The sequence below is a fragment of the Hydrococcus rivularis NIES-593 genome (assembly GCF_001904635.1).
Classification (GTDB): domain Bacteria; phylum Cyanobacteriota; class Cyanobacteriia; order Cyanobacteriales; family Microcystaceae; genus Hydrococcus; species Hydrococcus rivularis.
Map to the genome: position 1 here is coordinate 1 of NZ_MRCB01000033.1, position 21,459 is coordinate 21,459.

The following is a 21,459-nucleotide window of genomic DNA, read 5'->3' on the forward strand; positions in this document are numbered from 1 at the left end:
TTAACTCCGTTCAAAACCAGGCTTAGAGCGTGTTGCCAATTTTCGGACGAGTCTAATGAGCTAGTTAGAAAAAGCAAGATGGATATTAAGGAGTTTGAGAAAGCTCAGAAAAAGCTGCTTGAAGATCCAGAAATTGCTCAAGCTTGGTGTGAATATCAAAGCCAATTTTCCTATGTGAGCGCTTATTTTCGTAGAGCAGAACAGTATAAAAATCAGATTTCTATTGTGAATGGTAAGAAGGCAGGAACAGACATTAACCTTTATAAACTATTTCTAGAACAGTGCTTCAATTTATTACGAGAAGGTGGACGATGTGGAATCATCTTGCCTACAGGAATTTATACAGATTTGGGAGCAAAACAGCTTCGAGAAATGCTGTTTATGCAATGCAAGTTGGATAATTTATTTGGTATTTCGAACGAACGATTTATTTTTGAAGGTGTTGATCACAGATTTAAGTTTTGTTTGATCGACTTTGAAAAGGGTAAATCAACTGAGAGCTTTCATTCTGCTTTTCGGATTGATCCACGGGAAGCTGTTAGGCCTGACGAGTTGGCAACCTTCCTGCATGACCAAACCCAACAGCTTGAGATTCCAGTATCGCTCGTACGGCAATTATCGCCAGATTCATTGTCGGTGATGGAATTCAAGCAAGCGATCGACATCACCATAGCCAAAAAGATGCTGCAATTCCCCTTACTAGGCGAAAAGATTGAGGGCAAATGGAACCTCAAGCTGACCTGTGAATTTCACATGACGAATGACAGCTATCTCTTCAAAACTGAGCCAGCACCAGGGCGACTGCCGCTCTATGAAGGCAAAATGATCCATCAGTTTACGCATCAGTTTGCCGAGCCGCGCTATTGGGTGGATGAGCAGGAAGGGCGCAAAGCGGTTTTAGGGAAAAATGGTGTGGATCAGGGTCAAAAGTTGGACTATCAGGGCTATCGATTCACTTATCGATCTGTAGCTGCTAGCACGAATGAGCGGACTTTAATTTCGTCAATCATTCCAAATAATGTCTTCTTTGGACATTCCATGAATGCTTGCGTTCTCAATGATGGAAATAATTTTTTAATTAATAATCAAGAAATTTTGTTCTTGACAGCCTGTTTAAATTCCTATGTTTTTGACTACGCCTTAAGACAAAGAGTGAGTCAAAATTTAACAATGTTTTACATCTACCAACTTCCTGTTCCTCGACTTCAAGAGGGCGACCAATGGTTTAGGGAAATCGTCGAACGAGCCGCCAAGCTCATTTGCACCACACCAGAATTTGATGATTTAGCCAAAGAAGTCGGGCTAGGCTCCCATAAAAATGGCGTAACCAATGAAATAGAACGCGGTAGACTCCGTGCTGAACTCGATGGCATCATTGCCCACCTGTACGGACTGACCGAGGCCGAATTTGCCCATATCCTCAGCACCTTTCCCCTCGTCCCCGATGCCACCAAACAAGCCGCTCTCCAAGCCTACCGCGATGTCGAACGGGGGGTGATCCCATGATTCAACCCTACGGCTTCACCAACGCAGAACTCGACGGCCTCATCAACTACGACATCAAATACCGCATGGGCAGAGATTCCGGAGGGGATGACATGGATTTCTAATCACAGCTTACCAAACCGATGCAATCAAAGAAGGAGAAACCCTATGACACAAGTAAAATCTACTACGAACCCGAAATGGAGTTGTTAACCGTTTTCTGGCAACCTCCCCGCAAAAATCAAATTGCTACAGAGCTAGGTGATGGAGTGATTTTAATTAAAGATGAAACAACAGGCGAACCGATTGGCATGGAACTGTTATCCTATCATCCTAGCGATAACCGCTTTGATGCTGTCAGCGTTGAGATAGGTCGATTGGCGGGTATTTCATGATCGCGCCCTTACAAACCATCGCCCCCGATCATCCAGCCTATCCCACTGCACTCAAAACCTGGGGTGCCTTCAGAACAGCACCGATCCTCAACACGATCGGTAATCTTGAATTTCTGACACAGAATACGATCGCCCTTTTCTGCTCTAAACAATGTCCTGGAGATCTCATCCTTAAAACTTACGACCTCGCTCAGAGCTTGCGGGATCAAGCCATTCCCGTTATGAGCGGTTTCCATACCCCGATCGAACAAGACTGCCTCAAAATTTTGCTCTCTGGTACCCAACCCATCATCCACTGTCCTGCCCGCAGTCTCCACAACAACGCGCTGCACCCGACCGCCGAGAGGTTATCTGTCAGAGGCAAAGATTACTTGCGGCGAGTGAGCTAAGCCGTTACGCCAAAATCCTTTGGTTATGGTAGAATAAATGGCTGCTTGGCTGGGGCAGCTATCACTTCTCAATTTGTTTACAGGGCACCCTGAACAATTGCTCGATCTACTGAAAACAGCGTCTGCAATCCTTGATATTTCGTTCGCGATCGTCCCAGATTTGGAATTAATCAAGGCTCCCTACCGATCGTTTTGCTCCAGTAACTGACTTAAGTCTTGCAAGCGATCGCGATCGCGCAACTCAATTTGTGCCCCACGAACCATAATCATTCCTTCACGGCTGAGCCGATCAAAGGCTCTAGAGAGGGTAGCTGGAATAGTGCCGAGGGCAGCAGCCAGTTGACTTTTGCTCAAATCTAACTCGACTACACAGGGGTTATTTGTGCGATCGCTCAAATTCAGTAAGTAGGTTGCGAGGCGTTGGGGGACTTCTTTAAATGAAAGATCTTCGATCAACTGACTGAGATTACGGGCATGTTGGGACAGGCTAATGAGCATGGTAATCGCGATATCAGGATACTGATGGAGCAACTCAATAAAAGCAGTGCGGGGCAGAAAAATTACCTCTGATGGCTCGATCGCGGCTGCCGATGCTGGAAAATCTTGACCATCTAGGGCGGGAACTTCGGCAAAATGGTCTCCTGGACCGAAAAAATGGAGTATTTGCTCCTTCCCTTGCGCTGATAACTTAAAAGCCTTTACCCGACCTGTTTTCACAACAAAAAAGCCCGTCGCCGCGCTGCCCTGATGAAAGATATATTCTCCCTTTTGGAAAATATGTAATTGAGCAATATCAGCGAGCGATCGCAGTTGCAATGGGCTTAATCCGCGAAAGATTGGTGTCGTTTTGAGCCAGTGGGATAAGTCGATGGCGGCAGGCATGGGTTTTGGGGTGCGAACGCCGATAGGTTGTGCCTATACTCAGATACTATCGTGATATATTATAGAATTTTTGCCATTTAGGTTAGGACACCCAGTAACGTTACAATCTATCGCTCGTCACTATAGCCCTCTGGATGGGGACGATTAGCGGCTGCTATATTGCCAGGTTGCAATTCATCTTCCCCCTAATCAAGAATCATGGGAGCAGCCCTTCCTGGAGCTTTATGTTGATGCCTGTCTTCGTCGGCTCCCTCATCATCACTTTTGTGCCCAGTAGAAGTTACTCCCAGCATTGGCTGTAGTAAATTTTCAGGTTGTGCATTTTCATTTTTATACATTCATTAATGTCGAGAAGGCACTGGTATCAAGTCCCGAATCGCACAGCCTTCTGGCATCGACAATCTTCAAGTTTTTTTAGGCAGGATTTGACTTAAGTCAAAGCATGTTTGGCAAGATCGATACTAGGATCGATACTAAGCTGAGTTAGCTGGATCGACCTTGTGAACCGGCTCGAATAGGAAGACTCTAAGAGGATTGCTTTTCTGGTCTTTTCTAGTCGAGGTTCTGTGACTGGATTACCAAACTTTGTAACGATCATTATGGCAAATCCAACCTTTGATATAGCAGTACCCATTCGTAAGCCAGGCAGGCAGTTAAGCTTGCCCGCCTGGCTTGTATCGATCTGCATTGTTACCTTTACAGTTTTACTTTCAGCCGGGGCAGCGATTTATAAAAATGCGCCGCCCATTCCGGCGACCATCGTCTCGCCACGCCAGGAAGTGATTTTAACCCAGGAGAACATTCAATCGGGTCAGGAAACCTATCTGGCACGGGGGGGGCAACATATTGGCAGTATCTGGGGGCATGGTAGCTACCTCGCTCCTGATTGGACGGCTGATGTGTTGCATCGCTGGGGTTTGGCGACGGCGGGGGTGCTGTACAACGGCGATGCGAATTTCGCGCAGGCGGATTGGGAAGCCCTATCGGCGAGCGATCGCGCCCTGTTGCAGGTCAAGCTACGCGACGAATTTAAGACCAATCGCTACGACCCCGATACGGGCCGCTTGACGCTGACCGCTGCCCAAACCCAAGGGTTACACCAGGTCTTTGCGGACTATCAAACCCTGTTGTCCCAGGGGTCAGCCGTGCATTCCATTCCCAGCGGTTGGTTTACCGATGTTGGGCAAATCCGGGATGTCACGGCATTTTTTAGCTGGACTGCCTGGGCTGCCGCCGCTAACCGACCGAATGCGCTCTTTTCCTATACCGCCAACTGGCCCCACGATGACCTGATCGGTAACCAGGCGCCGGCGCAGTTCCTGATCTGGTCGATCGTATCCGTGATTGTACTGATTGCCGCGATCGCCTTTTTCCTGTTTGTCTATCTCACTCAAGAAGAGGCCTACAAGGTTCTCCCTGTCGCCACGCGTCCGGCTATTCGTCTGGCTACCCCCAGCCAACGAGTGACAACGCTCTTTTTTGCCGTTGCCATGACTCTGTTTTTGGTACAGATTTTGATGGGAATGGTGACGGCGCACTATGCGGTGGAAGGGGAAGGTTTCTATGGGATACCCATTCAGCAGTATTTACCCTATGCCGCCTCCCGCACCTGGCATTTACAACTGGCGGTGTTTTGGATTGCCACCTGTTGGCTGGCGGCGGGACTCTATTTTGGGCCGCGCTTTGGCAAGCATGAACCTCAGGGGCAAGCCTGGGGCAATGGTGGCTTACTCGCCGCTCTAACCGTAGTGGTCGTCGGCTCCTTGGTTGGTTCCTGGGCGGGTATTCAGGGCTGGCTGGGGGATAAAAGCTTTTGGTTTGGGCACCAGGGCTATGAGTATGTGGAATTGGGTCGCCTCTGGCAACTATTGCTAATTGGCGGTATGGTGTTCTGGCTCTGGCTGATGTATCGCGCTCTCAAACCTGCGCTCAAGGCGGAAGGCAGCAAAACGGGGCTCAATCACTTCTTCCTCTACAGTGCGATTACGATTCCGCTCTTCTATGCATCGGGATTGATGTACACTAACCATACGCCGCTGAGCGTGGCAGAATACTGGCGCTGGTGGGTGGTGCATCTGTGGGTGGAAGGGTTCTTTGAGGTGTTTGCCACGGTGGCGATCGCCTACCTCTGTAGCGAACTGGGTTTCCTGAAGCGTTCCTCTGCCCTGCGTGCGACCTATCTGACGACGATTCTCTATCTGGGTAGCGGTGTGATTGGCACGCTGCATCACCTGTATTTTGCGGGTACCCCCGTGTTTATCACCGCGATGGGATCGGTGGCCTCGGCGCTAGAAGTCGTCCCCCTGACATTGATTGGCTTTGAGGTAGTGAAGTCGCTGAAACTTTCCCAAGAGGCGCAGGGATTTTATCGGATGCCGCTCCAGTTCTTTATTGCCACCTGTTTCTGGAATTTGGTGGGGGCGGGTGTCTTTGGCTTTTTGATCAATCCACCGATCGTCCTCTATTACTCCCAAGGGCTGAATACGACGCCGATCCATGCCCATTCCGCCCTCTATGGTGTCTATGGGTCGTTGGCGATCGCGCTCATGCTCTTTGCCCTGCGGGAAATCACTCCCGATCGCGCCTGGGATGAGAAGAAAATAAACTTTGCCTTTTGGTGGATCAACGGCGGACTGGTACTGATGATGGTCATGGGTCTGATTCCCAACGGTTTCTACCAACTGGTGCAATCGGTCAACCACGGCACTTGGTACGCCCGCAGCGCCGAAGTGATTAGTTCGCCTTGGATGCAGTGGACCGTGTGGTTGCGGATTCCCGGCGATATTGTGTTTGCCGTGGGAGCCGTCATGCTGGTGTATTGCGTTGGGCGATCGCTGGTGGGTATTTTCCAGCAACCTACCCAGGCGCAACCGCCCGAATTTCTCGCGGCTGAAACCACTACACACTAAAAAAACATACAAACCTACGCAAGGACAACAACGAATGGCAACATTATTTGAGCAACTGGGTGGAGCAGAAGCGATCGACTTGGCTGTAGATAAATTCTACGAACGGGTGTTGGCTGATGAACGGATCAAACACTTTTTTGCCAATACCGATATGGCGAAACAACGGGCACATCAAAAAGCCTTTCTTACCTACGCCTTTGGTGGCACGGATAAATACAGCGGCAGCGATATGCGGGAAGCGCATAAAGCCCTGGTCGTTGAGCAAGGCTTAAACCACGAGCATTTTGACGCGGTTGCCGAAGATCTGATGCTTACTGTGGCTCGACTTAGGAGTTGTAGCTTGTACTCTCAGAACTCTCGGAGACGACTATGACCACTCTGCAAATCAACAACACCGTCGGCGCGATCGTCCGCGATCGCCCCTCCCTCTCCCGCCTATTCGAGCAAGCCCAAGTCGATTATTGCTGTGGCGGCAAAAAGACTCTAGCAGAAGCTTGTGCCCAGCGCGGGATCGATCCCCAAGTCTTCCTCGCGCAGTTAGAAGCCTATATTGCAGCCACACCCGCGCCAGAAAGCAATCTCAGCGACCTGTCTTTAACGGAACTTGCCAACCATATAGAGCAAATCCACCATGCCTACTTGCATACCGAACTGCCCCGTTTAGAAAAACTGGTCACCAAGGTGGCAACCGTCCACGGCGAGAAAGAACCGCGCTTGCGACAAATTCAGGACATTTTTCTAGCCATCGCTGCCGAACTCACCACGCACCTGATGAAGGAGGAGCAGGTCTTGTTTCCCATGATTCGGCAGTTAGAAGCCAGCGATACTGTGCCCGTCTTTCACTGCGGGACGCTGGCGAATCTCATTCAGCAGATGGAATTGGAACATGAGGAAACCGGGGCCGCCCTCGTCCAACTGCGCCAACTGACCGATAATTTCACCCCACCAGACTGGGCTTGCAATACCTATCGGGCGATGCTCGATGCCCTGCACACCTTTGAACAGGATATGCACCAACATGTTCATAAGGAAAATAATCTGTTGTTTCCCCAGGCGATCGCCCTAGAGCAAACCAAAGGAAAACGCTAATGCTATTCAAAATTCTGGTGATTCTCCATACCCTGGGTGCCACAATCTGGACGGGAGGTCATCTGGTACTTGCTCTCACCGTACTACCCCAAGCATTGAAGCAGCGCGACCCCGATCGCATCCATCAATTTGAATCCCACTTTGAGGGGTTGGGCTTATTGGCGCTTTTGCTTCAGGTGCTGACAGGGCTGTGGCTCACCTGGATTTATTTTCCCAAGCTGGAACATTTCTGGGCGTTTGATTCCTATCTATCTACTTACATTGGCATCAAACTGCTGTTATTGTTGGGGACGCTAGCTCTGGCCATTCACGCCCGCTTTTTTATCATTCCCAACCTTAGCAAAGACACCCTCAACCGCCTCGCTTGGCACATTGGGGGAGTCACCATCCTAGCGATTGGGTTTGTCATTATCGGCGCAGGAATTCGCCTGGGCGGACTCAGCTAATGACACACCTCATTTCTGTTTGATTCCAGCGATGCATTTGAGACTAGAAGACTCAATGATGGCACTTTCTAATACCAACCCACCTGTCGAAAACGAGGGCGTTCAACTTTCGGTTAGTCCCTCCCCCCATGCACCAACTTGGTATCGCCCGACGATTTCACCGGAGCATGGCGTTTATATTGTCCTGTTGGTATCGTTTCTGACCGGGGCCGCAGCGGCTCAACAATGGACACTGGCAACCACCCTGGCATTCATTTGTGCCTTTGCCGGGTTTCAAGCCGAACACCCCTTGGTACTGCAAATCAAACAGCGACGCACTTGGAAACCCCGATATCTCCTGTGGGGCAGTCTTTATGGGGGACTCTCCTTGAGCCTTGCCATTTATCTGTATCTGCAAGTTCCAGTCCTGCTATGGCTTTATCTAGGCGCGATCGCGGCTTTGATCGTCGATGCCGTCTCAGTCTTCTATCGACAGCAGAAATCCATTGGCAATGAACTCCTAACGTTTGCTGCTGTTTGCCTCGCCGCCCCCTTTGCCGCGATCGCCACAACCAAAACCGTAACCCTCTCTTTCTGGGGGCTATGGCTGTTGAATACGCTCTTTTTTAGCAGCGCAATTTTTACCGTGAAACTCCGCAAACCCAAGACCCAAGCCCTAACGCCGGGGCTGATTTATCATGGAGTCGCCACGCTGATTATCTTCGGGTTGTGGTATGGTGGCGGGTTGACAACGCTAGCGGCGGTCGCCTTTGGAATTGTCCTGCTCAAATTTGGGTTCATCCTCTGGCGACGAGACTGGTATAAAACCACGAAGATTCAGAATGTCGCTATACTGGAAACCCTCTCAGCGGTTGTGTTCTTTCTCTTGACCGCGATCTCTCTATTGCCCAACTATCCTGTTGCTGCGGCATAACAATCCGCTTGCACACAGCAATGGTTAGTTGAATCCGAAAGATTTTGGCGACGGGTGATGGGCAACGTTAAAAATTTAGTTATCTCAACGAACAATACTGGTTTCCCCATTAGGACGGTCAATTAAACTAATTCCCATTTGTTGTAATTGTTCCCTAATGCGATCGCTTTTGGCATAATCTTTTACTTTTCTAGCTTCATTTCTTTCTTGAATCAGTCTTATAATTTCTGCTTCGTCAAAACCCTTGGCATCAGTGATATTTGCTTCAGTTTTAGCCTCTAAACCTAAAACTCCTGCCAAATGAACTAAAGTTTGCCATTGCTGTTGTAATTCTTCGACACCAGTATCGGTTTTACCTTCATGGGTGAAAAGATTTCCTTCCCGACGGAGATTTTTAGCTAGTTCAAATAAAACAGCTAATCCTCCAGGAGAGTTAAAATCATCGTCCATTGCTGTTTTAAATTTTTCTATGACGGTAAAGTCCAGTTTTTGGTCTTTCTTCCAACCTAATTTTTTCCCAAACAGTAATCCTTGTTTTAAAGTCTTCCAACTATTTACTGCTGAATTAATAGCCTCTTCAGTAAAATCTAATGGTTTGCGGTAATGTGCCTGTAAAACAAATAATCTAATTACCATCGGATCGAGGGGACGATTTAATAACTCGCGAATCGTCGTAAAGTTACCCAAAGACTTAGACATCTTCTCGCCATTCACCGTTACCATACCATTGTGCAGCCAGTATTTAGCTAAGGGTTTACCATTGGCAGCTTCCGACTGGGCAATTTCATTTTCATGATGGGGAAAGACCAAATCGCTTCCACCGCCATGAATATCGATGGTTTCTCCTAACAATGCCCTAACCATAGCAGAACATTCGATATGCCATCCAGGACGACCTTTTCCCCAAGGAGAATCCCAAGCAGGTTCTCCTAGTTTGGCACTTTTCCAGAGGGCAAAATCTGAAGGATGTTTTTTCTTAATTGTTTCAGGATCCCTAAGTGCTACTCTGCCACTGGCCCCTGCTTTCATCATTGACTGGGTACGCCCAGAAAGTTTGCCATATTCTGCAAAAGCTTGGACATTGAAGTAAACGTCTCCATCCACAACATAGGCATAGTTTTTATCCAGCAAGATCTGAATTAATTGTTGAATCCCAGAGATATTATCGGTGACGCGGGGATATTCATCTGCATCCATGACATTTAAGGGACGGATATCTGCAAAGTAAGCTTTGATAAAACGTTCTGAGATATCTGCCATCGAAACCCCTTCTTGTTGGGCGCGATGGAGAATCTTATCATCTATATCAGTAAAGTTCTGAACGTAGGTTACTTCATATCCCCGCCATTGCAGATAACGACGTACCATATCCCAAACAATATAGGAACGGGCATGACCTAAATGGCAATAATCGTAGACGGTTACACCACAGCAATACATAGTCGCTTTTCCTGGTTGAAGAGGAATAAATGGTTCGAGACGACGGGTTTGGGTATTGTAGATTTTAAGAGCCATTTTTTATAATGTGATGATGTAATCTGGGATATTACTGTTTAAAGCTTGGTAGAGATCGGGAAAACAACCTACTTGCACTCCTTCTACTGTATTTTGAGGCGTACAATTTCCTGGTTCTCCTTGAGCAAGACCTCTTTCTAAAGCACAGCGATCGCACAACATCAGTAACATTCCAGAAGTTTTAGCTAGTTTAGCCAAACGCTCTCCCATTGAGTCTCCCTTTCTTAAAAGGTAAGTATTATCGTCGAAGAAAAACATTCCTACCACTTCTGCACCGTGGTTATGTTCTTCTAGTTGGGGCAAAATCATTTGACCTAGTTTGTAACTAGCTGTATGTCCTGACGTACTAAAGATATAAGCAACTTTCATCGTTATCGGGTTATTATAATGATAATCATTATTATAATAGATCCGCTTAAACAACCATATTGTTTGTACTTGTACGGGCGAGTTTAGCTAAGATTTTTAGGGAAATTAATAACTTAAAAACAAAACCCAGCCCTATCGACGTCAAAATCTTTACTGTGAGAAGATTCTGACTAAATAATTAATTAATGCTACTGCCATGAATTAACAATTAACCCTTCCACTTAAAATTGCTCACATTTAAGCGATCGTTTTGTTGGTCTTTTATAATAATGATTATCATTGTCGATTCACAATTATCATCGATACTCAAATTTCATTAAGCATCTGTAGCGTTCTTTTTTTAAAAGCAGTATAAGCCAGACGAAGAAGAAAAGCCATTAAAAATTTCTATGAAAAAGATATCATTACCTACCTATATCGATCTAGCTATTGTAGGTGCGGGACCGCAAGCACTAACCTTAGTGACTCATTTACTGCAAAAACGAGCTAAATTCAGGAATCGGTTTTTAGTATTCGATCCTAGTGGAACTTGGTTGAGTCGATGGCGACATCAATTTGCTGCCCAGAAAATCCCTCATTTGCGATCGCCGGCGGTTCACCATCCCGATCCCAATCCCTATGCTTTAAGAGCATTTGCCGAAAATCGCCCTCACGAACTGTTTCCCCCCTACGATTTACCGGGAACGCAGTTATTTGAGGATTTTTGCGGGGAAGTAATTCGCCGATGGCAATTGGAAAATTGCATCTATCCAGAAAAAGTAGTCGAGATTCTGCCTCACAAACATCGGTTTCAATTAATTTTAGCGGCAGGAGAATCGATAATTGCGCGTCGAGTCATTTTAGCAACGGGAAAGGGGATTCCTCAGTTTCCTGAGTGGGTCAATCGAATTCCCTCTCCCTATCCATCAGAAAGATTGTGCCATTCTTCGCAAATCGATCTGCGATCTTTGCACCTAGCTGGAGAGAAAATTTTAATTATCGGTGGCGGTTTGACTAGCGGACATTTAGCAATGGGTGCGATCGCGCAAAATGCTAACGTTTTTTTAATGGCACGCAGAACCTGGCAAGAAAAGCTATTCGATGCCGATCCTGGTTGGTTGGGGCCGAAATATTTGAAGGGATTTGCAGCAGAATCTAACTGGTACAGGCGATGGGAGTTGATTCAACAAGCACGCAACGGCGGATCGATGACTCCAGCGATGATGCTACAGTTGAGGCGCTTATCGCGAGAAGGCAAGATTACTCTCAAGGAACGCTGCGAGATAGTTGGGGCAATCTGGCAGGACTCGCATTGGTTGGTAAAATGTGCCAATGGCGATGTTTATGAGTGTGACAGAATTTGGTTGGCTACGGGCACTAAATTTGATTGCCAACAAAACCCCCTTCTCGAAGACATGTTAGCCGCTTATCCGACAGAAATTGTCAACGGTTTACCCGTCCTCGACGAGTATTTACGTTTGCCAGGGAGTGAATTTTTTCTTATGGGTGCTTTAGCAGCTTTGCAAGTGGGGCCAGTTGCCAGAAATCTGTCGGGAGGGAGAATGGCAAGCGATCGCATTGTTCGGACGCTTACCAAAGCAAGTATCGCGCTGTCATCGTAGAAATGATACCAATTTTCAGGTTTTCGCGATCGACATTATTCTCCCCTCTCCCAAACTGGGAGAGGGGTTAGGGGTGAGGGCGATCGACTATCTCTGTTATTAATGAATGAAAGGAGAGGGGTTGGGGATGAGTAGCGAGATGCGAACTTCTGGATGCAACTTACCGTTACAGAAGACACTAACTCCGATCGCGTTTCAGTGCCAAAGTTGTTAGACCAATTACGCCAAAAGCTAGCAAAAAAGAGGGTTCGGGAACGGAAATAGTTTGCGCGGTCAGGGTAGTCGCATAGGATATCCCAGGGTTATTGGCTGTCGGATTGTCATAACTTGCTTCAATAACTTGCAATCCTCCTTCACCGATGGGAACCAAAGCAATCCCGTTAGTATCGATAGTGAGTTCTTGTCCGAGGTATTCTACTGTTGGATTAGCGATCGCGTTTCCCTGATACAAAACCCGAATAGGCAAACTTTCTCCCACTCTTACTGTAAAAGGATTTGTTAGAGGCATAATCTCAAGCGGAAGACTGAAAGGCGTTGCTAGTTCATCAGACCAGCTATAGAGAGCTTTTGTAAACTTGAGATAATTAGTCACATTTTCGTAATTAATTGCCTCTGCCTGTTCTGGCGAAAGATTTTCATAGCTGCCGTCTGGATATTCAATCCAAAAACCGTTGTCATAGGTGGCTGTTAAGGCAGCGACTTCTCCTTTTGGAACCACGAACAAGCGATCGCCTTCTACAGAAGTGTTACTTGGGACAATTTCTCTACTTAGATCGTAAGCCGTAGCCTTTCTAAATTTGCTGGGAGTTAAAGGCTCTGTTCCCTCTTCTGGATGACCGAATACTAATTCATAATTGCCATCGTTATAATCAAACCAAATTACATGAGCTAAAACTGGTTGACCGATTAGAATAGGCAAACAAGCTACTGCGAAGCCAATTTTTTTCAAGGCTTTTGCAATCATCTTTCTAATTTTCTAACAACTAAAAATCATGATAGATTTTTTGCTGTCAAATATCAATCCTGTCCGGGGGCATAATAACTTTAAAAATGAGATTAATTAGGCTTATTTTTAGATTTTAAATCTAAAAGAAAACCCTAAGAATATTAATTTTTAACAAAAATTTTAACAAAAATTTGTCAGTTTCTAAATTGTTAAAAATCATTCCGGTGCGGCATTCAACGCAACATCAATGCCACTTCTTTGGCAAAATACGTCAAAATGAGATCGGCTCCTGCTCGTTTCATACTGGTAAGGGTTTCTAAAATTACTTTTTTCTCATCTATCCAACCGTATCCAGCAGCCGCTTTAATCATGGCGTACTCGCCACTGACATTGTAGGCAGCTACGGGTAAATTAGTATAGTCGCGCAGGCGGCGAATGATATCTAAATAAGCTAAAGCTGGTTTTACCATGACAATATCTGCACCTTCAGCTATATCTAGGGCTACTTCTTTAATTGCTTCCCTACTATTAGCGGCATCCATTTGATATGTTTTTTTATCGCCAAATTTTGGGGCTGATTCTAAAGCATCGCGGAACGGGCCGTAATAAGCTGAGGCATATTTAGCAGAATATGCCAAAATTCCTACATTAATGTAGCCTTCTGCATCTAAAGCTTTGCGAATTGCGCCGATTCTCCCATCCATCATATCGGAAGGCGCAACAAAATCGGCTCCCGCTTCTGCTTGGGAAAGTGCCATTTTTACTAACACTTCTACAGTTTCATCGTTCAAAATTTTGCCATCTTCAACGATGCCATCGTGACCGTAGGGCGAAAATGGATCGAGGGCAACATCGGTAATAACGACGAGATCGGGAATTTCTCGCTTAATTGTTTTTACCGTTCGCTGTACCAATCCATCTGGATTATAACTTTCCGTACCTGTATTATCTTTTTTTGCTTCTGCAATGAGGGGAAAAAGCGCGATCGCCTTGATTCCCAAATTATAGGTATCTGCTAGTTCTTTGAGAAGTAAATCGAGAGAATAGCGGTAGCAATCCGGCATAGAAGGAATTTCTTGTTTGATGTTTTCTCCTTCCATAACGAAGACTGGATAAATTAAATCGTTAACCGTCAGTTCGTTTTCTCGTACCAGGCGACGGATAGATTCAGTGCGACGCAGGCGGCGCGGACGATGTAGAAGAGAAGGGAGGTTCAATGAAGACATCAATATTCCTGTAGAGAACGATTGGAATGATTTTATTATAATGATAATCGTTTTTATAAAAAATCCAATTTCGTAGAGCGCGATCGCCCAACCGCAATAACTCATTGTGCCGTAACTACCACTCACTACAGCCAATTGCCCACAAGAACGTAAGGTGCCCAGAAATGCGGGCGATCGAACTTGGAATTCTCCAAAAGAGCCAGTTGGGCGCGACGAAGTGCTTCTGCTTTAGTCACGGTAGGATTTTTCAGAGCTTCATAGAACTGACCCATCAGGAAGGCAGTGGCTTCATCATTGACACTCCATAAGGTGGCGAGCGTACTGCGTGCCCCAGCCCGCACGGCAACTCCAGCCAGTCCCAAAGCGGCTTTTTTGTCTCCAGTCAATGTCTCGCAAGCACTAAGGACAAGTAATTCAATGGGATCGGTCCTACTGGGATCGCGGGAGCGTAGTAAGTCATTGAGCTGGTTAACATCGAGCTGTCCATCCCAGGTGAGAATGAACGTCGCTTCAGCTTGAGAACTGAACTGTCCGTGAGTCGCCAGGTGAACTACAGGGAAAGGAAGTGCGTTAATTTGGTTTTGAAAAGCTGCGTTCGTAAACTCCCGATTGAAAAGTTCCACGCTACTAGATACCCGAGACCGAACTTGAGCGAGTTCATCGGCGACGTATTTTAGTGCGGGGAAGCGCCCGCGCGCTTCAGTCAGTCCGGCAGCTAGCGCTCTTAACTCTCCCCGTTCTAAAGGTTGGGGATCTAGCAGTTGCAAGCCTGGGGTTAGGGCAATGCCATACTTTTCTACGAGATACTTTTGTCCATCGTGGAGAACGGCCATTGGGATATTCCGTAAGGGACTATCCAGTACGAACACCAAGGTTTTGACGTTGCTAGTCAAGTCTTTGGAAACATCGCGAAGCAGCCAGTCATATACCTGTTGAGCAAGGGGTAAAGTTTCTTGGCTGTTGCGCTGTGTCAGCGATTGAGCCAAGCGCTCTAGAATTCTTTCGACTTTTTGGCGAGCGTCAATCGGTGTCGTATAGTGGCGCAGGGCTGGCTGCTGGGGCAATTTGAGAATTATCTCAAATCGGTCTGTCAAGAGAATCGGATAGATAATTGCTGCTGTCGGGTCGTTTTTGTCAGTGACTTGGTCAATTACGACTGGCTGAGCATCGAGACAGATAAGCTGAAAGAAATTCTCTAATTCTGCTAACTGAAGGGAATCAATCGCTTCGCGGGCTTGCTTTAAATTTTCCTGACTAGCTTGGGCAGTCCCTTGAGGCTGCAAGAGCAATCCCACGTACTCCCGATAGACGGGTTCTACGCTTTCGCGAAAGGTAAACTGAATTTCTGGATTGATGGCAACAAGATCGTTGCGTAAGGACTGCAACGTTTTAACGGCTTGGCGGTAAGCTGCGATCGCCTCTTTGAGCTTTCCCTGAGCTGCGAGTAAGCGTCCTAACTGCCATTGCCACTGATAGATCAGATCTGATGCCTGACTCTGCCATGCTTCTTTTAAAGCTTGCTCGGTGTACTCTTTAGCCTTTTCTCTTTCTCCGAGATTCTCGTACAGCTGACCTAGAAGACCGACAGCATAGGACTGCGATCGCTTATCGTCGAGTTTTTTAGCCTCTTCAACCGCAGTTTGTAATAGCTGGATGACTTCTAAGTAGGATTGCTCGTCTAAAGGAGAAGATGAAGACCGCTCTTCCGATTCTTGCTGTCTCAGGCAATAGGGATTCTTCTGGATAAGACAAACTAGATTCCTAGCCAAGTTAATCTTGACGTAAATAGCCCCCCGACTGACGGGGAACTCGGCAAGCAACTCCTGGATTTGGGACGATAACTCTTGTGCCTCTTGCCATCGTGCCTTCTCTATCAATAGCTCCAGTTGATTGAGTTGAGCCTGAATCTTAATGGTCGGTGAGACGGCGGCTTTTTGATAATTAGCTAAGGCGTTTTCAGCGTAAGTGCTAGCCTGTTTTGTGTCTTGTAACTCTTGTGCTCTTTTTGCTAACGCTCGCTCGGTATTGCCTAAATTAAGCCAAGCTTTACTCTCATCCTGGGGCGAGTTCCAACTTTGGGCGATTTCTAAACTTGAGAGCAGAACTTGTTGGGACTGTTTAAGACTGCCAATGACGCGAAGAACATTGCCTAAACTACGCAATCCTCTAGCTTTAGCTTCTCGGATCTCGCTAGGTTGAGCCTCGAGCAGTTCTTGTTTGAGAGTCTCAATCTGTGTATCTGATATCTGACATTCTTGCTCGTCAAGCTCCAAAGTTTTCAGCAAAGTCTTGCAAGCTCTCGGATAAAGCCCCAAATCTTGCATCGCTTGGGCTTGGTTAATCTGGCTTATCGTTTCGCCGTTGCTACCGCCAATGTTTGCATAGAGATCGACAGCTTGTTGCCAAGTCTCCAGGGCAGCTTGCGATCGCCCGATCTTCTGTTGTAGCTGTCCTTGAATATCGAGGGTTTGAGCGAGGATGCGCTGTTGTTCTTGGGTCTTTTCTAAAGTTTGTAAAATGTTGAGGCTGTTTGCGATCGCTTCTTTCGCCCTCTCCCAGTCGCTCAGTTGCTGATAAGTTAGGGAGAGATTACTTAAAGCCATCGCTTGATTGAGGCGATTCCCTTGGGCAGCAAAAGCATCAGCCGCCTGTTGCCAAATCTGTGCTGCTTCCTCAAACTGTCCTAAATTGTAGAGTCGATTGCCTTGTTTTACCAGGGACGAGGTATCGGGTTGAGTTTGGGCAATCGGGGTTGAAAGAGAAACCTGGGCAACTACCGGAGGAACTGCGATCGAAAGGACAAATAATAAAGCGGCTAGAATTAGCGATCGCTTTTTGTAGAGCCTTTTGACTGCCAAAAACCAATTCCTACTTGCCAAAAGTTGCTGTAATTTCTCGCCAAATCTTGGCTTTTTTCTTAACACTTTTTCTATCCCTTGTCAATCAAAAAACTCATTTCTGTTAAAGATAATTGTCTTTTTGAGAAACGAATTAATTCTTTCGCGTTGTATCCAAATTTTGTCGTCGATTATTTCAAGATGAACGAAACAGCTGTGTACTCTTCTTTTTCCTTCCCATCCCATCGTTATTAAACGATAATGGCTGTTATTTCGATCGACAATAAACTTCAGTATTACAAACAATTACTGAGTTGAAAGAAGGTTGTCAGCGCGGCTGGCAGGTGGCTGAATTTCGCTCCTGACGTTGAATTCCTGTCCTAGCCGGGTTGTAGGCAACGAGAACCACTTCGCCTTTTTCGTTGCGCACCCACCCTTGGGCTGGTACGATCTCTTTGGCAGCAGTCGAGATAGACGGCGAGGTTACAGTAGCTGCCGATTCTTCGGCTGGTTCGACCAAACCAACTCCCACTTCATCGCTGGTTTGGACTTGTTCGGGAGTCGAGGGCAAACCGCCCCGTCCGGTGATAGTAAATTCGCTTTGCGCTCCCTTTTTACAGGCGTTCTGGGCAATGAGCTGGTTGGGATCGACGACGGTTTCCGGCAAGTCCACTAATCCTTGGCTGGGGTCAGTTTCAGGAGTGTTGATTTCTACGACTCCCTCTACTCCAAGTTGAGAACTAGCGGTAATTTGACTGTCAGGAGTGAGAAAGATTCCTTGAGCCGTTATCCTGATGTTGCCCCCCCTGCCAGCAAAGGCATTGGCGGTTATATCGCTATTATCGCTGGCGACTAGGAAGTCGGTATTAATGGCGATATTGCCCCCATTTCCCGTTCCGCCTGCGGTTGCCGAGATAGGACTGTTGTTTCGCAGACGCAAGAGATCTGAGATTTGCAGGGTGATATTACCGCCTTCTCGACTAGCAGTAGCGGCGGAGATTTCCGAACTCTTGTCGAGGGTTAGATTGTCTGCGGTGAGGAAGATGCTCCCACCATTACCCTGTCCCTGGCTATTGACGCTGATTTTTGCCCCGTCAGTGAGATTAACTTGGTTGGGATCGATAAAAATATTACCGCCGTCGCCTGTAGAGCCAGAAGCGGTGCTGGCTTCTATGGAACTGGCGCTTAGGTTAAGACGGTCTCGAAGATTGAGAGTAATATCTCCAGCTTTTCCACTGCTAGCGGTATTGGTTTGAATTCGGCTACCGCCTGTGGCTTCAAAAGTATTAGCAGTGATGGTAATTTTGCCCGCATCTCCTTGTCCTGCGGTACTGGCGGTAATTTGAGAGCCGTCGGTTAAGGAAAGTTGTCTGGTTTGAATGTCAATGTTGCTTGGTTGATTGGCAACGCCTTCAGTTCCTATGACAGTGGAAATCGAGCTGTTGTTGGAGAGAAATACATTTTCATCTGCCCTTACCCGAATATTACCAGCATTCCCACGACCAAATGTGGTAGCAGCCAGTTCAGCACCATTCGTAACAGAGAGTGAGCTTGTTTGGATATCCACATTTCCACCGTCGCCTATGGCTTCGGCTCGCACATTGCTAAAAGCACCACTGGTAAATCTGATAGAGCCGCTTCTCCCTTCTCCGTCAAAAGAGACGGTATCACGCGCTCGGACGATCACATTACCAGCATCTCCACGACCAAATGTAGCAGCAACTAGTCGAGAGCCCTTCGTAACAGAGAGTGAGCCCGTCTGGATCTCAATACTCCCGCCATTGCCTACAGCTCCGGGATCGACTGCACTGAAGGCAAAACTTTCATCAAAGGAGACAGTATCACGGGCTCGAATAATTATATTGCCTGAGTTGCCTTCTCCAGCAGTGCTGGCACTCAATCGAGCGCCATTAATGGTCAAAAGCGAGCCTGCCTCAATTATCAGGTCACCCCCATTACCTATAGCTCCTTTTTCCACCGTGACACCTAAATTGTTTTCACCAAAGTTTCCAGCTTCAACACCTTTACCACCATCGACCGAGACTGTATCGCGGGCTTGAATGACAAGATTACCAGCATTCCCACGACCAAATGTGGCAGTCGATACCCCTCCACCATCCCGGACGATCAACCTTCCGGTTTTAATCCTCAAGTCTCCGGCATCTCCAATGGACCCTCGTCTGACAGCAGTAGTTAAGAGACTGGGCGATCCAAATGCTGAAGCACCTATGACTTCCACTGAGTCCCTCGCTCGTATGAGCAAGTTCCCAGCATTTCCCTTACCAGCAGTATCTGCCGTCACATCTGCACCATCTCTGACAATCAGCCGTTCCGTTTCAATGGTCAAGTTTCCCGCATTTCCCTCGCCTCCTGGCTCGACCCGAACTCGTAAACGACTAGGAAACCGACCAATTGCCGCCGTGCCAATTAGCTCTACTTCAGAAGCACGAACAGTTAAGTTTCCGCCATCCCCTACGCCAAAAGTGGCAGCCGACACTTGTCCACCATCTCTGAGGGTTAATCGTCCTGCTTCAATGAGTATATCTTTTGCATTTCCCTCAGCCCCTATTTCAACTTGAGCATGTATGCCGCTGTCAAACCGACCATCTGCTGATTCTCCAATCACTTCCACTTCAGAAGCGCGAATTATTAGATTTCCAGCATCTCCTACACCAAAAGTAGAATTATTTACTTGCGCACCATCTCTGATAGTTAACCGTCCCGTTTCGATAGTCATATTGCCCGCATTTCCCTCACCTTCTTTCGCGACTTGAGCACCCAAAAGGGTGGGGAACCGACTATCAGGTGCGTTTCCCCTCAGTTCCACCGACTCAGAGGCGATCGCAGTCACGTTTCCTGCCTTCCCCTTGCCAGTAGTGAGTGTCAGTACCTGTCCCCCATCCTGGATAATCAGCGTCTCAGTTGCAATCGTCAAATTTCCAGCATCGCCTGCACCAGAAGTAGAATTCAACACGCGGGCACCATCGCCACTGACACTCAACTGCTCGGTCGTAATCATCAAGTTTCCAGCAGTCCCAGCATCAGAGGTACCAGAAAACAAGCCACTAAGCAGACCATCTGCTTTTGTTCCCCTCAGTTCCACCGACTCAGAGGCAGTCACAGTCAAAGTTCCCCCAAGACCTTCGCTAAAAGTATTAGATGATACCACTGCCCCATCCCGGACAATCAACTTTCCTGTGTCAATCGTTATATTTCCAGCGGCTCCGGTGCCTTGAGTTTGAGCAAATAAGCCGCTGGAGAACCGTTTATCTGCTGAGGTACCAATCAGTTCCACTTCAGAGGCACGAACTATTAGATTTCCCGCATCCCCTTTACCAAAAGTAAGAGCTGCTACTTGAGACCCATCGCTGACACTCAAGCGTCCAGTCTCGATAGTCACGTCTCCTGCATTGCCCAGAGTCCCAGAGTCTGCATAGTTCAGGATAAAGCTGTTATTTGCAACTGTCGTTGTCCCTGTAGCATTGAGTGTAATATCTCCCGCCTGACTGCCAACTGACCCCAAACCTGCCCCTATCCCAGTAAGGAGGACACTGCCTCCCAAAACATCTATATCTTGGGCATCGATCGCAATACTACCGCCACTCCCAGCGGTCACATCAACAAAAGCTTCATTGGTGAGTGATACATCTGCTCGCGCTATACCATCAGGAAAACTCAGGCTACCGTCACCATTCAGCCCTACTATCCCCATTCCGGTTAGTCCCCCCAATTCTACTTGCCCACCCGGAGCCAGCAAAAGCCCCCCATCCAAGCTCACATCGCCGCCTACTAGCGCTAACGTTTTCCCTAGCTGTACTTGCAGGCTAGAGCCTTGCACGCCAATACTCCCTGCCTTCTCTCTAAATCGCAAGCCAATAGGAATATTCACTGTCAACAGGGGTGGTGCTTGGGGATTAGCGGCGCTAAAATCAAAGCCATTATCAAATAAAAGACTATCGGCTGTAGAAGCCACAAAAGAACCACGCACGTCCAACCGAGCGTTAGGTCCAAAAAGAATCCCATTGGGATTGATCAGGAATAGATTCGCATTTCCTAAAACTCCCAATGTTCCCAGAATATTAGAGGGATTACCACCTGTAACGCGAGTGAGAATGTTTTCAATGGCTGCGGGATTGGCAAAATAAGCGCCCCTGCCTTCCTCTATATTGAAATCTTGAAAACTGTGGAAAAGGTTCGCTCCCCTAATTGCTCCCCCTTCGATCGCGTCGCTGGGAAGACCGTTAATATTGTCTTGCCTGACAGTAGAACTTTCTGCCCCAAGAGTACCATCAGGAACGATCTGCGCCGCCGCAGGAGAACATAAGGTAATACGGCTAATCAGTGGAAGAGCTAACAAGAGTGATTTTCGCCACCCTTGTCTGTCACCAGCCAATAGATTAGCCGCTACAGTAGATTCCAATCTCTGTACCATTTTTCTTGATGAAATTTTTTGATCG

At 47.2% G+C, this 21,459-nt stretch carries 17 protein-coding genes; 9 read left to right on the forward strand and 8 right to left on the reverse strand.

Annotated elements, in window-relative coordinates; all coding sequences use genetic code 11:
* From NIES593_RS19565 to NIES593_RS19575, 3 genes are all read left to right on the forward strand, one after another.
* Positions 1 to 1,506: Eco57I restriction-modification methylase domain-containing protein (locus tag NIES593_RS19565; RefSeq protein ID WP_217651977.1), on the forward strand; the 1,506-nt coding region annotated here is incomplete at its 5' end.
* Between the two features lie 122 nt (positions 1,507 to 1,628).
* Positions 1,629 to 1,880, forward strand: coding sequence for a hypothetical protein (locus NIES593_RS19570; RefSeq protein ID WP_073601183.1), 252 nt, complete (start codon positions 1,629 to 1,631; stop codon positions 1,878 to 1,880).
* A complete protein-coding gene (locus tag NIES593_RS19575; RefSeq protein WP_073601184.1) occupies positions 1,877 to 2,269 on the forward strand; it encodes a hypothetical protein in 393 nt (130 codons plus the stop codon). The genes NIES593_RS19570 and NIES593_RS19575 overlap by 4 nt, the downstream gene beginning before the upstream one ends.
* Positions 2,270 to 2,449: 180 nt before the next feature.
* Here NIES593_RS19575 and NIES593_RS19580 read toward each other — a convergent pair whose 3' ends face one another.
* On the reverse strand, positions 2,450 to 3,151 hold the full coding sequence (locus NIES593_RS19580; protein ID WP_073601185.1) for a Crp/Fnr family transcriptional regulator: 702 nt from the start codon (positions 3,149 to 3,151) through the stop codon (positions 2,450 to 2,452).
* A gap of 599 nt (positions 3,152 to 3,750) precedes the next feature.
* Here NIES593_RS19580 and NIES593_RS19585 point away from each other — a divergent pair.
* From NIES593_RS19585 to NIES593_RS19605, 5 genes are read left to right on the forward strand one after another with little or no spacing between them, the layout of a single operon-like run.
* On the forward strand, positions 3,751 to 6,060 hold the full coding sequence (locus tag NIES593_RS19585; protein WP_073601213.1) for a nitric-oxide reductase large subunit: 2,310 nt from the start codon (positions 3,751 to 3,753) through the stop codon (positions 6,058 to 6,060).
* 34 nt (positions 6,061 to 6,094) lie between these two features.
* Positions 6,095 to 6,433, forward strand: coding sequence for a group I truncated hemoglobin (locus NIES593_RS19590; RefSeq protein ID WP_073601186.1), 339 nt, complete (start codon positions 6,095 to 6,097; stop codon positions 6,431 to 6,433).
* Entirely contained in the window at positions 6,430 to 7,149 is a 720-nt protein-coding gene (ric, locus tag NIES593_RS19595; RefSeq protein WP_073601187.1) for an iron-sulfur cluster repair di-iron protein, read from the forward strand. Before NIES593_RS19590 ends, ric begins: the two co-directional genes overlap by 4 nt.
* Positions 7,149 to 7,595 (forward strand): CopD family protein, encoded by a 447-nt coding sequence (locus NIES593_RS19600; RefSeq protein WP_073601188.1) that lies wholly within the window; start codon positions 7,149 to 7,151, stop codon positions 7,593 to 7,595. Before ric ends, NIES593_RS19600 begins: the two co-directional genes overlap by 1 nt.
* A gap of 58 nt (positions 7,596 to 7,653) precedes the next feature.
* The gene (locus NIES593_RS19605; RefSeq protein WP_073601214.1) at positions 7,654 to 8,508 is read left to right on the forward strand and encodes a YwiC-like family protein; all 855 of its coding nucleotides are present in this window, start codon (positions 7,654 to 7,656) and stop codon (positions 8,506 to 8,508) included.
* Between the two features lie 84 nt (positions 8,509 to 8,592).
* On the opposite strand, the gene cysS is transcribed toward NIES593_RS19605, so the two are convergent.
* Positions 8,593 to 10,023 (reverse strand): cysteine--tRNA ligase, encoded by a 1,431-nt coding sequence (gene cysS, locus NIES593_RS19610; RefSeq protein WP_073601189.1) that lies wholly within the window; start codon positions 10,021 to 10,023, stop codon positions 8,593 to 8,595.
* 3 nt (positions 10,024 to 10,026) lie between these two features.
* A complete protein-coding gene (locus NIES593_RS19615) occupies positions 10,027 to 10,392 on the reverse strand; it encodes a SaoD/DsrE family protein (RefSeq protein ID WP_073601190.1) in 366 nt (121 codons plus the stop codon).
* Between the two features lie 389 nt (positions 10,393 to 10,781).
* On the opposite strand from NIES593_RS19615, the gene NIES593_RS19620 reads away from it, so the two are divergent.
* Complete coding sequence (locus tag NIES593_RS19620) at positions 10,782 to 11,993, forward strand: FAD/NAD(P)-binding protein (protein ID WP_175561183.1); 1,212 nt, start codon at positions 10,782 to 10,784, stop codon at positions 11,991 to 11,993.
* A gap of 178 nt (positions 11,994 to 12,171) precedes the next feature.
* Here NIES593_RS19620 and NIES593_RS19625 read toward each other — a convergent pair whose 3' ends face one another.
* The 5 genes from NIES593_RS19625 to NIES593_RS19645 all read right to left on the reverse strand — a co-directional run bounded on the left by NIES593_RS19625 (position 12,172) and on the right by NIES593_RS19645 (position 21,434).
* A complete protein-coding gene (locus NIES593_RS19625) occupies positions 12,172 to 12,957 on the reverse strand; it encodes a DUF4198 domain-containing protein (RefSeq protein WP_073601191.1) in 786 nt (261 codons plus the stop codon).
* Between the two features lie 215 nt (positions 12,958 to 13,172).
* Positions 13,173 to 14,165 carry a porphobilinogen synthase gene (hemB, locus tag NIES593_RS19630; RefSeq protein ID WP_073601192.1) on the reverse strand — a complete coding sequence of 331 codons (993 nt, stop codon included), beginning with the start codon at positions 14,163 to 14,165 and terminating at the stop codon, positions 13,173 to 13,175.
* Positions 14,166 to 14,290: 125 nt separating this feature from the next.
* Complete coding sequence (locus NIES593_RS19635; RefSeq protein ID WP_083602495.1) at positions 14,291 to 17,089, reverse strand: CHAT domain-containing protein; 2,799 nt, start codon at positions 17,087 to 17,089, stop codon at positions 14,291 to 14,293.
* A gap of 15 nt (positions 17,090 to 17,104) precedes the next feature.
* On the reverse strand, positions 17,105 to 17,308 hold the full coding sequence (locus NIES593_RS25670) for an element excision factor XisI family protein (RefSeq protein WP_073601193.1): 204 nt from the start codon (positions 17,306 to 17,308) through the stop codon (positions 17,105 to 17,107).
* 22 nt (positions 17,309 to 17,330) lie between these two features.
* Positions 17,331 to 21,434: a two-partner secretion domain-containing protein gene (locus NIES593_RS19645; RefSeq protein WP_083602497.1), complete on the reverse strand. Its 4,104-nt coding sequence runs from the start codon at positions 21,432 to 21,434 to the stop codon at positions 17,331 to 17,333.
* Positions 21,435 to 21,459: the final 25 nt, after the last annotated feature.

Coding starts and splice junctions, on each gene's coding strand:
- NIES593_RS19570 (WP_073601183.1), top strand. CDS start 1,629: ATGCAATCAAAGAAGGAGAAACCCTATGACACAAGTAAAATCTACTAC.
- NIES593_RS19575 (WP_073601184.1), top strand. CDS start 1,877: ATGATCGCGCCCTTACAAACCATCGCCCCCGATCATCCAGCCTATCCC.
- NIES593_RS19580 (WP_073601185.1), bottom strand. CDS start 3,151: ATGCCTGCCGCCATCGACTTATCCCACTGGCTCAAAACGACACCAATC.
- NIES593_RS19585 (WP_073601213.1), top strand. CDS start 3,751: ATGGCAAATCCAACCTTTGATATAGCAGTACCCATTCGTAAGCCAGGC.
- NIES593_RS19590 (WP_073601186.1), top strand. CDS start 6,095: ATGGCAACATTATTTGAGCAACTGGGTGGAGCAGAAGCGATCGACTTG.
- ric (WP_073601187.1), top strand. CDS start 6,430: ATGACCACTCTGCAAATCAACAACACCGTCGGCGCGATCGTCCGCGAT.
- NIES593_RS19600 (WP_073601188.1), top strand. CDS start 7,149: ATGCTATTCAAAATTCTGGTGATTCTCCATACCCTGGGTGCCACAATC.
- NIES593_RS19605 (WP_073601214.1), top strand. CDS start 7,654: ATGGCACTTTCTAATACCAACCCACCTGTCGAAAACGAGGGCGTTCAA.
- cysS (WP_073601189.1), bottom strand. CDS start 10,023: ATGGCTCTTAAAATCTACAATACCCAAACCCGTCGTCTCGAACCATTT.
- NIES593_RS19615 (WP_073601190.1), bottom strand. CDS start 10,392: ATGAAAGTTGCTTATATCTTTAGTACGTCAGGACATACAGCTAGTTAC.
- NIES593_RS19620 (WP_175561183.1), top strand. CDS start 10,782: ATGAAAAAGATATCATTACCTACCTATATCGATCTAGCTATTGTAGGT.
- NIES593_RS19625 (WP_073601191.1), bottom strand. CDS start 12,957: ATGATTGCAAAAGCCTTGAAAAAAATTGGCTTCGCAGTAGCTTGTTTG.
- hemB (WP_073601192.1), bottom strand. CDS start 14,165: ATGTCTTCATTGAACCTCCCTTCTCTTCTACATCGTCCGCGCCGCCTG.
- NIES593_RS19645 (WP_083602497.1), bottom strand. CDS start 21,434: ATGGTACAGAGATTGGAATCTACTGTAGCGGCTAATCTATTGGCTGGT.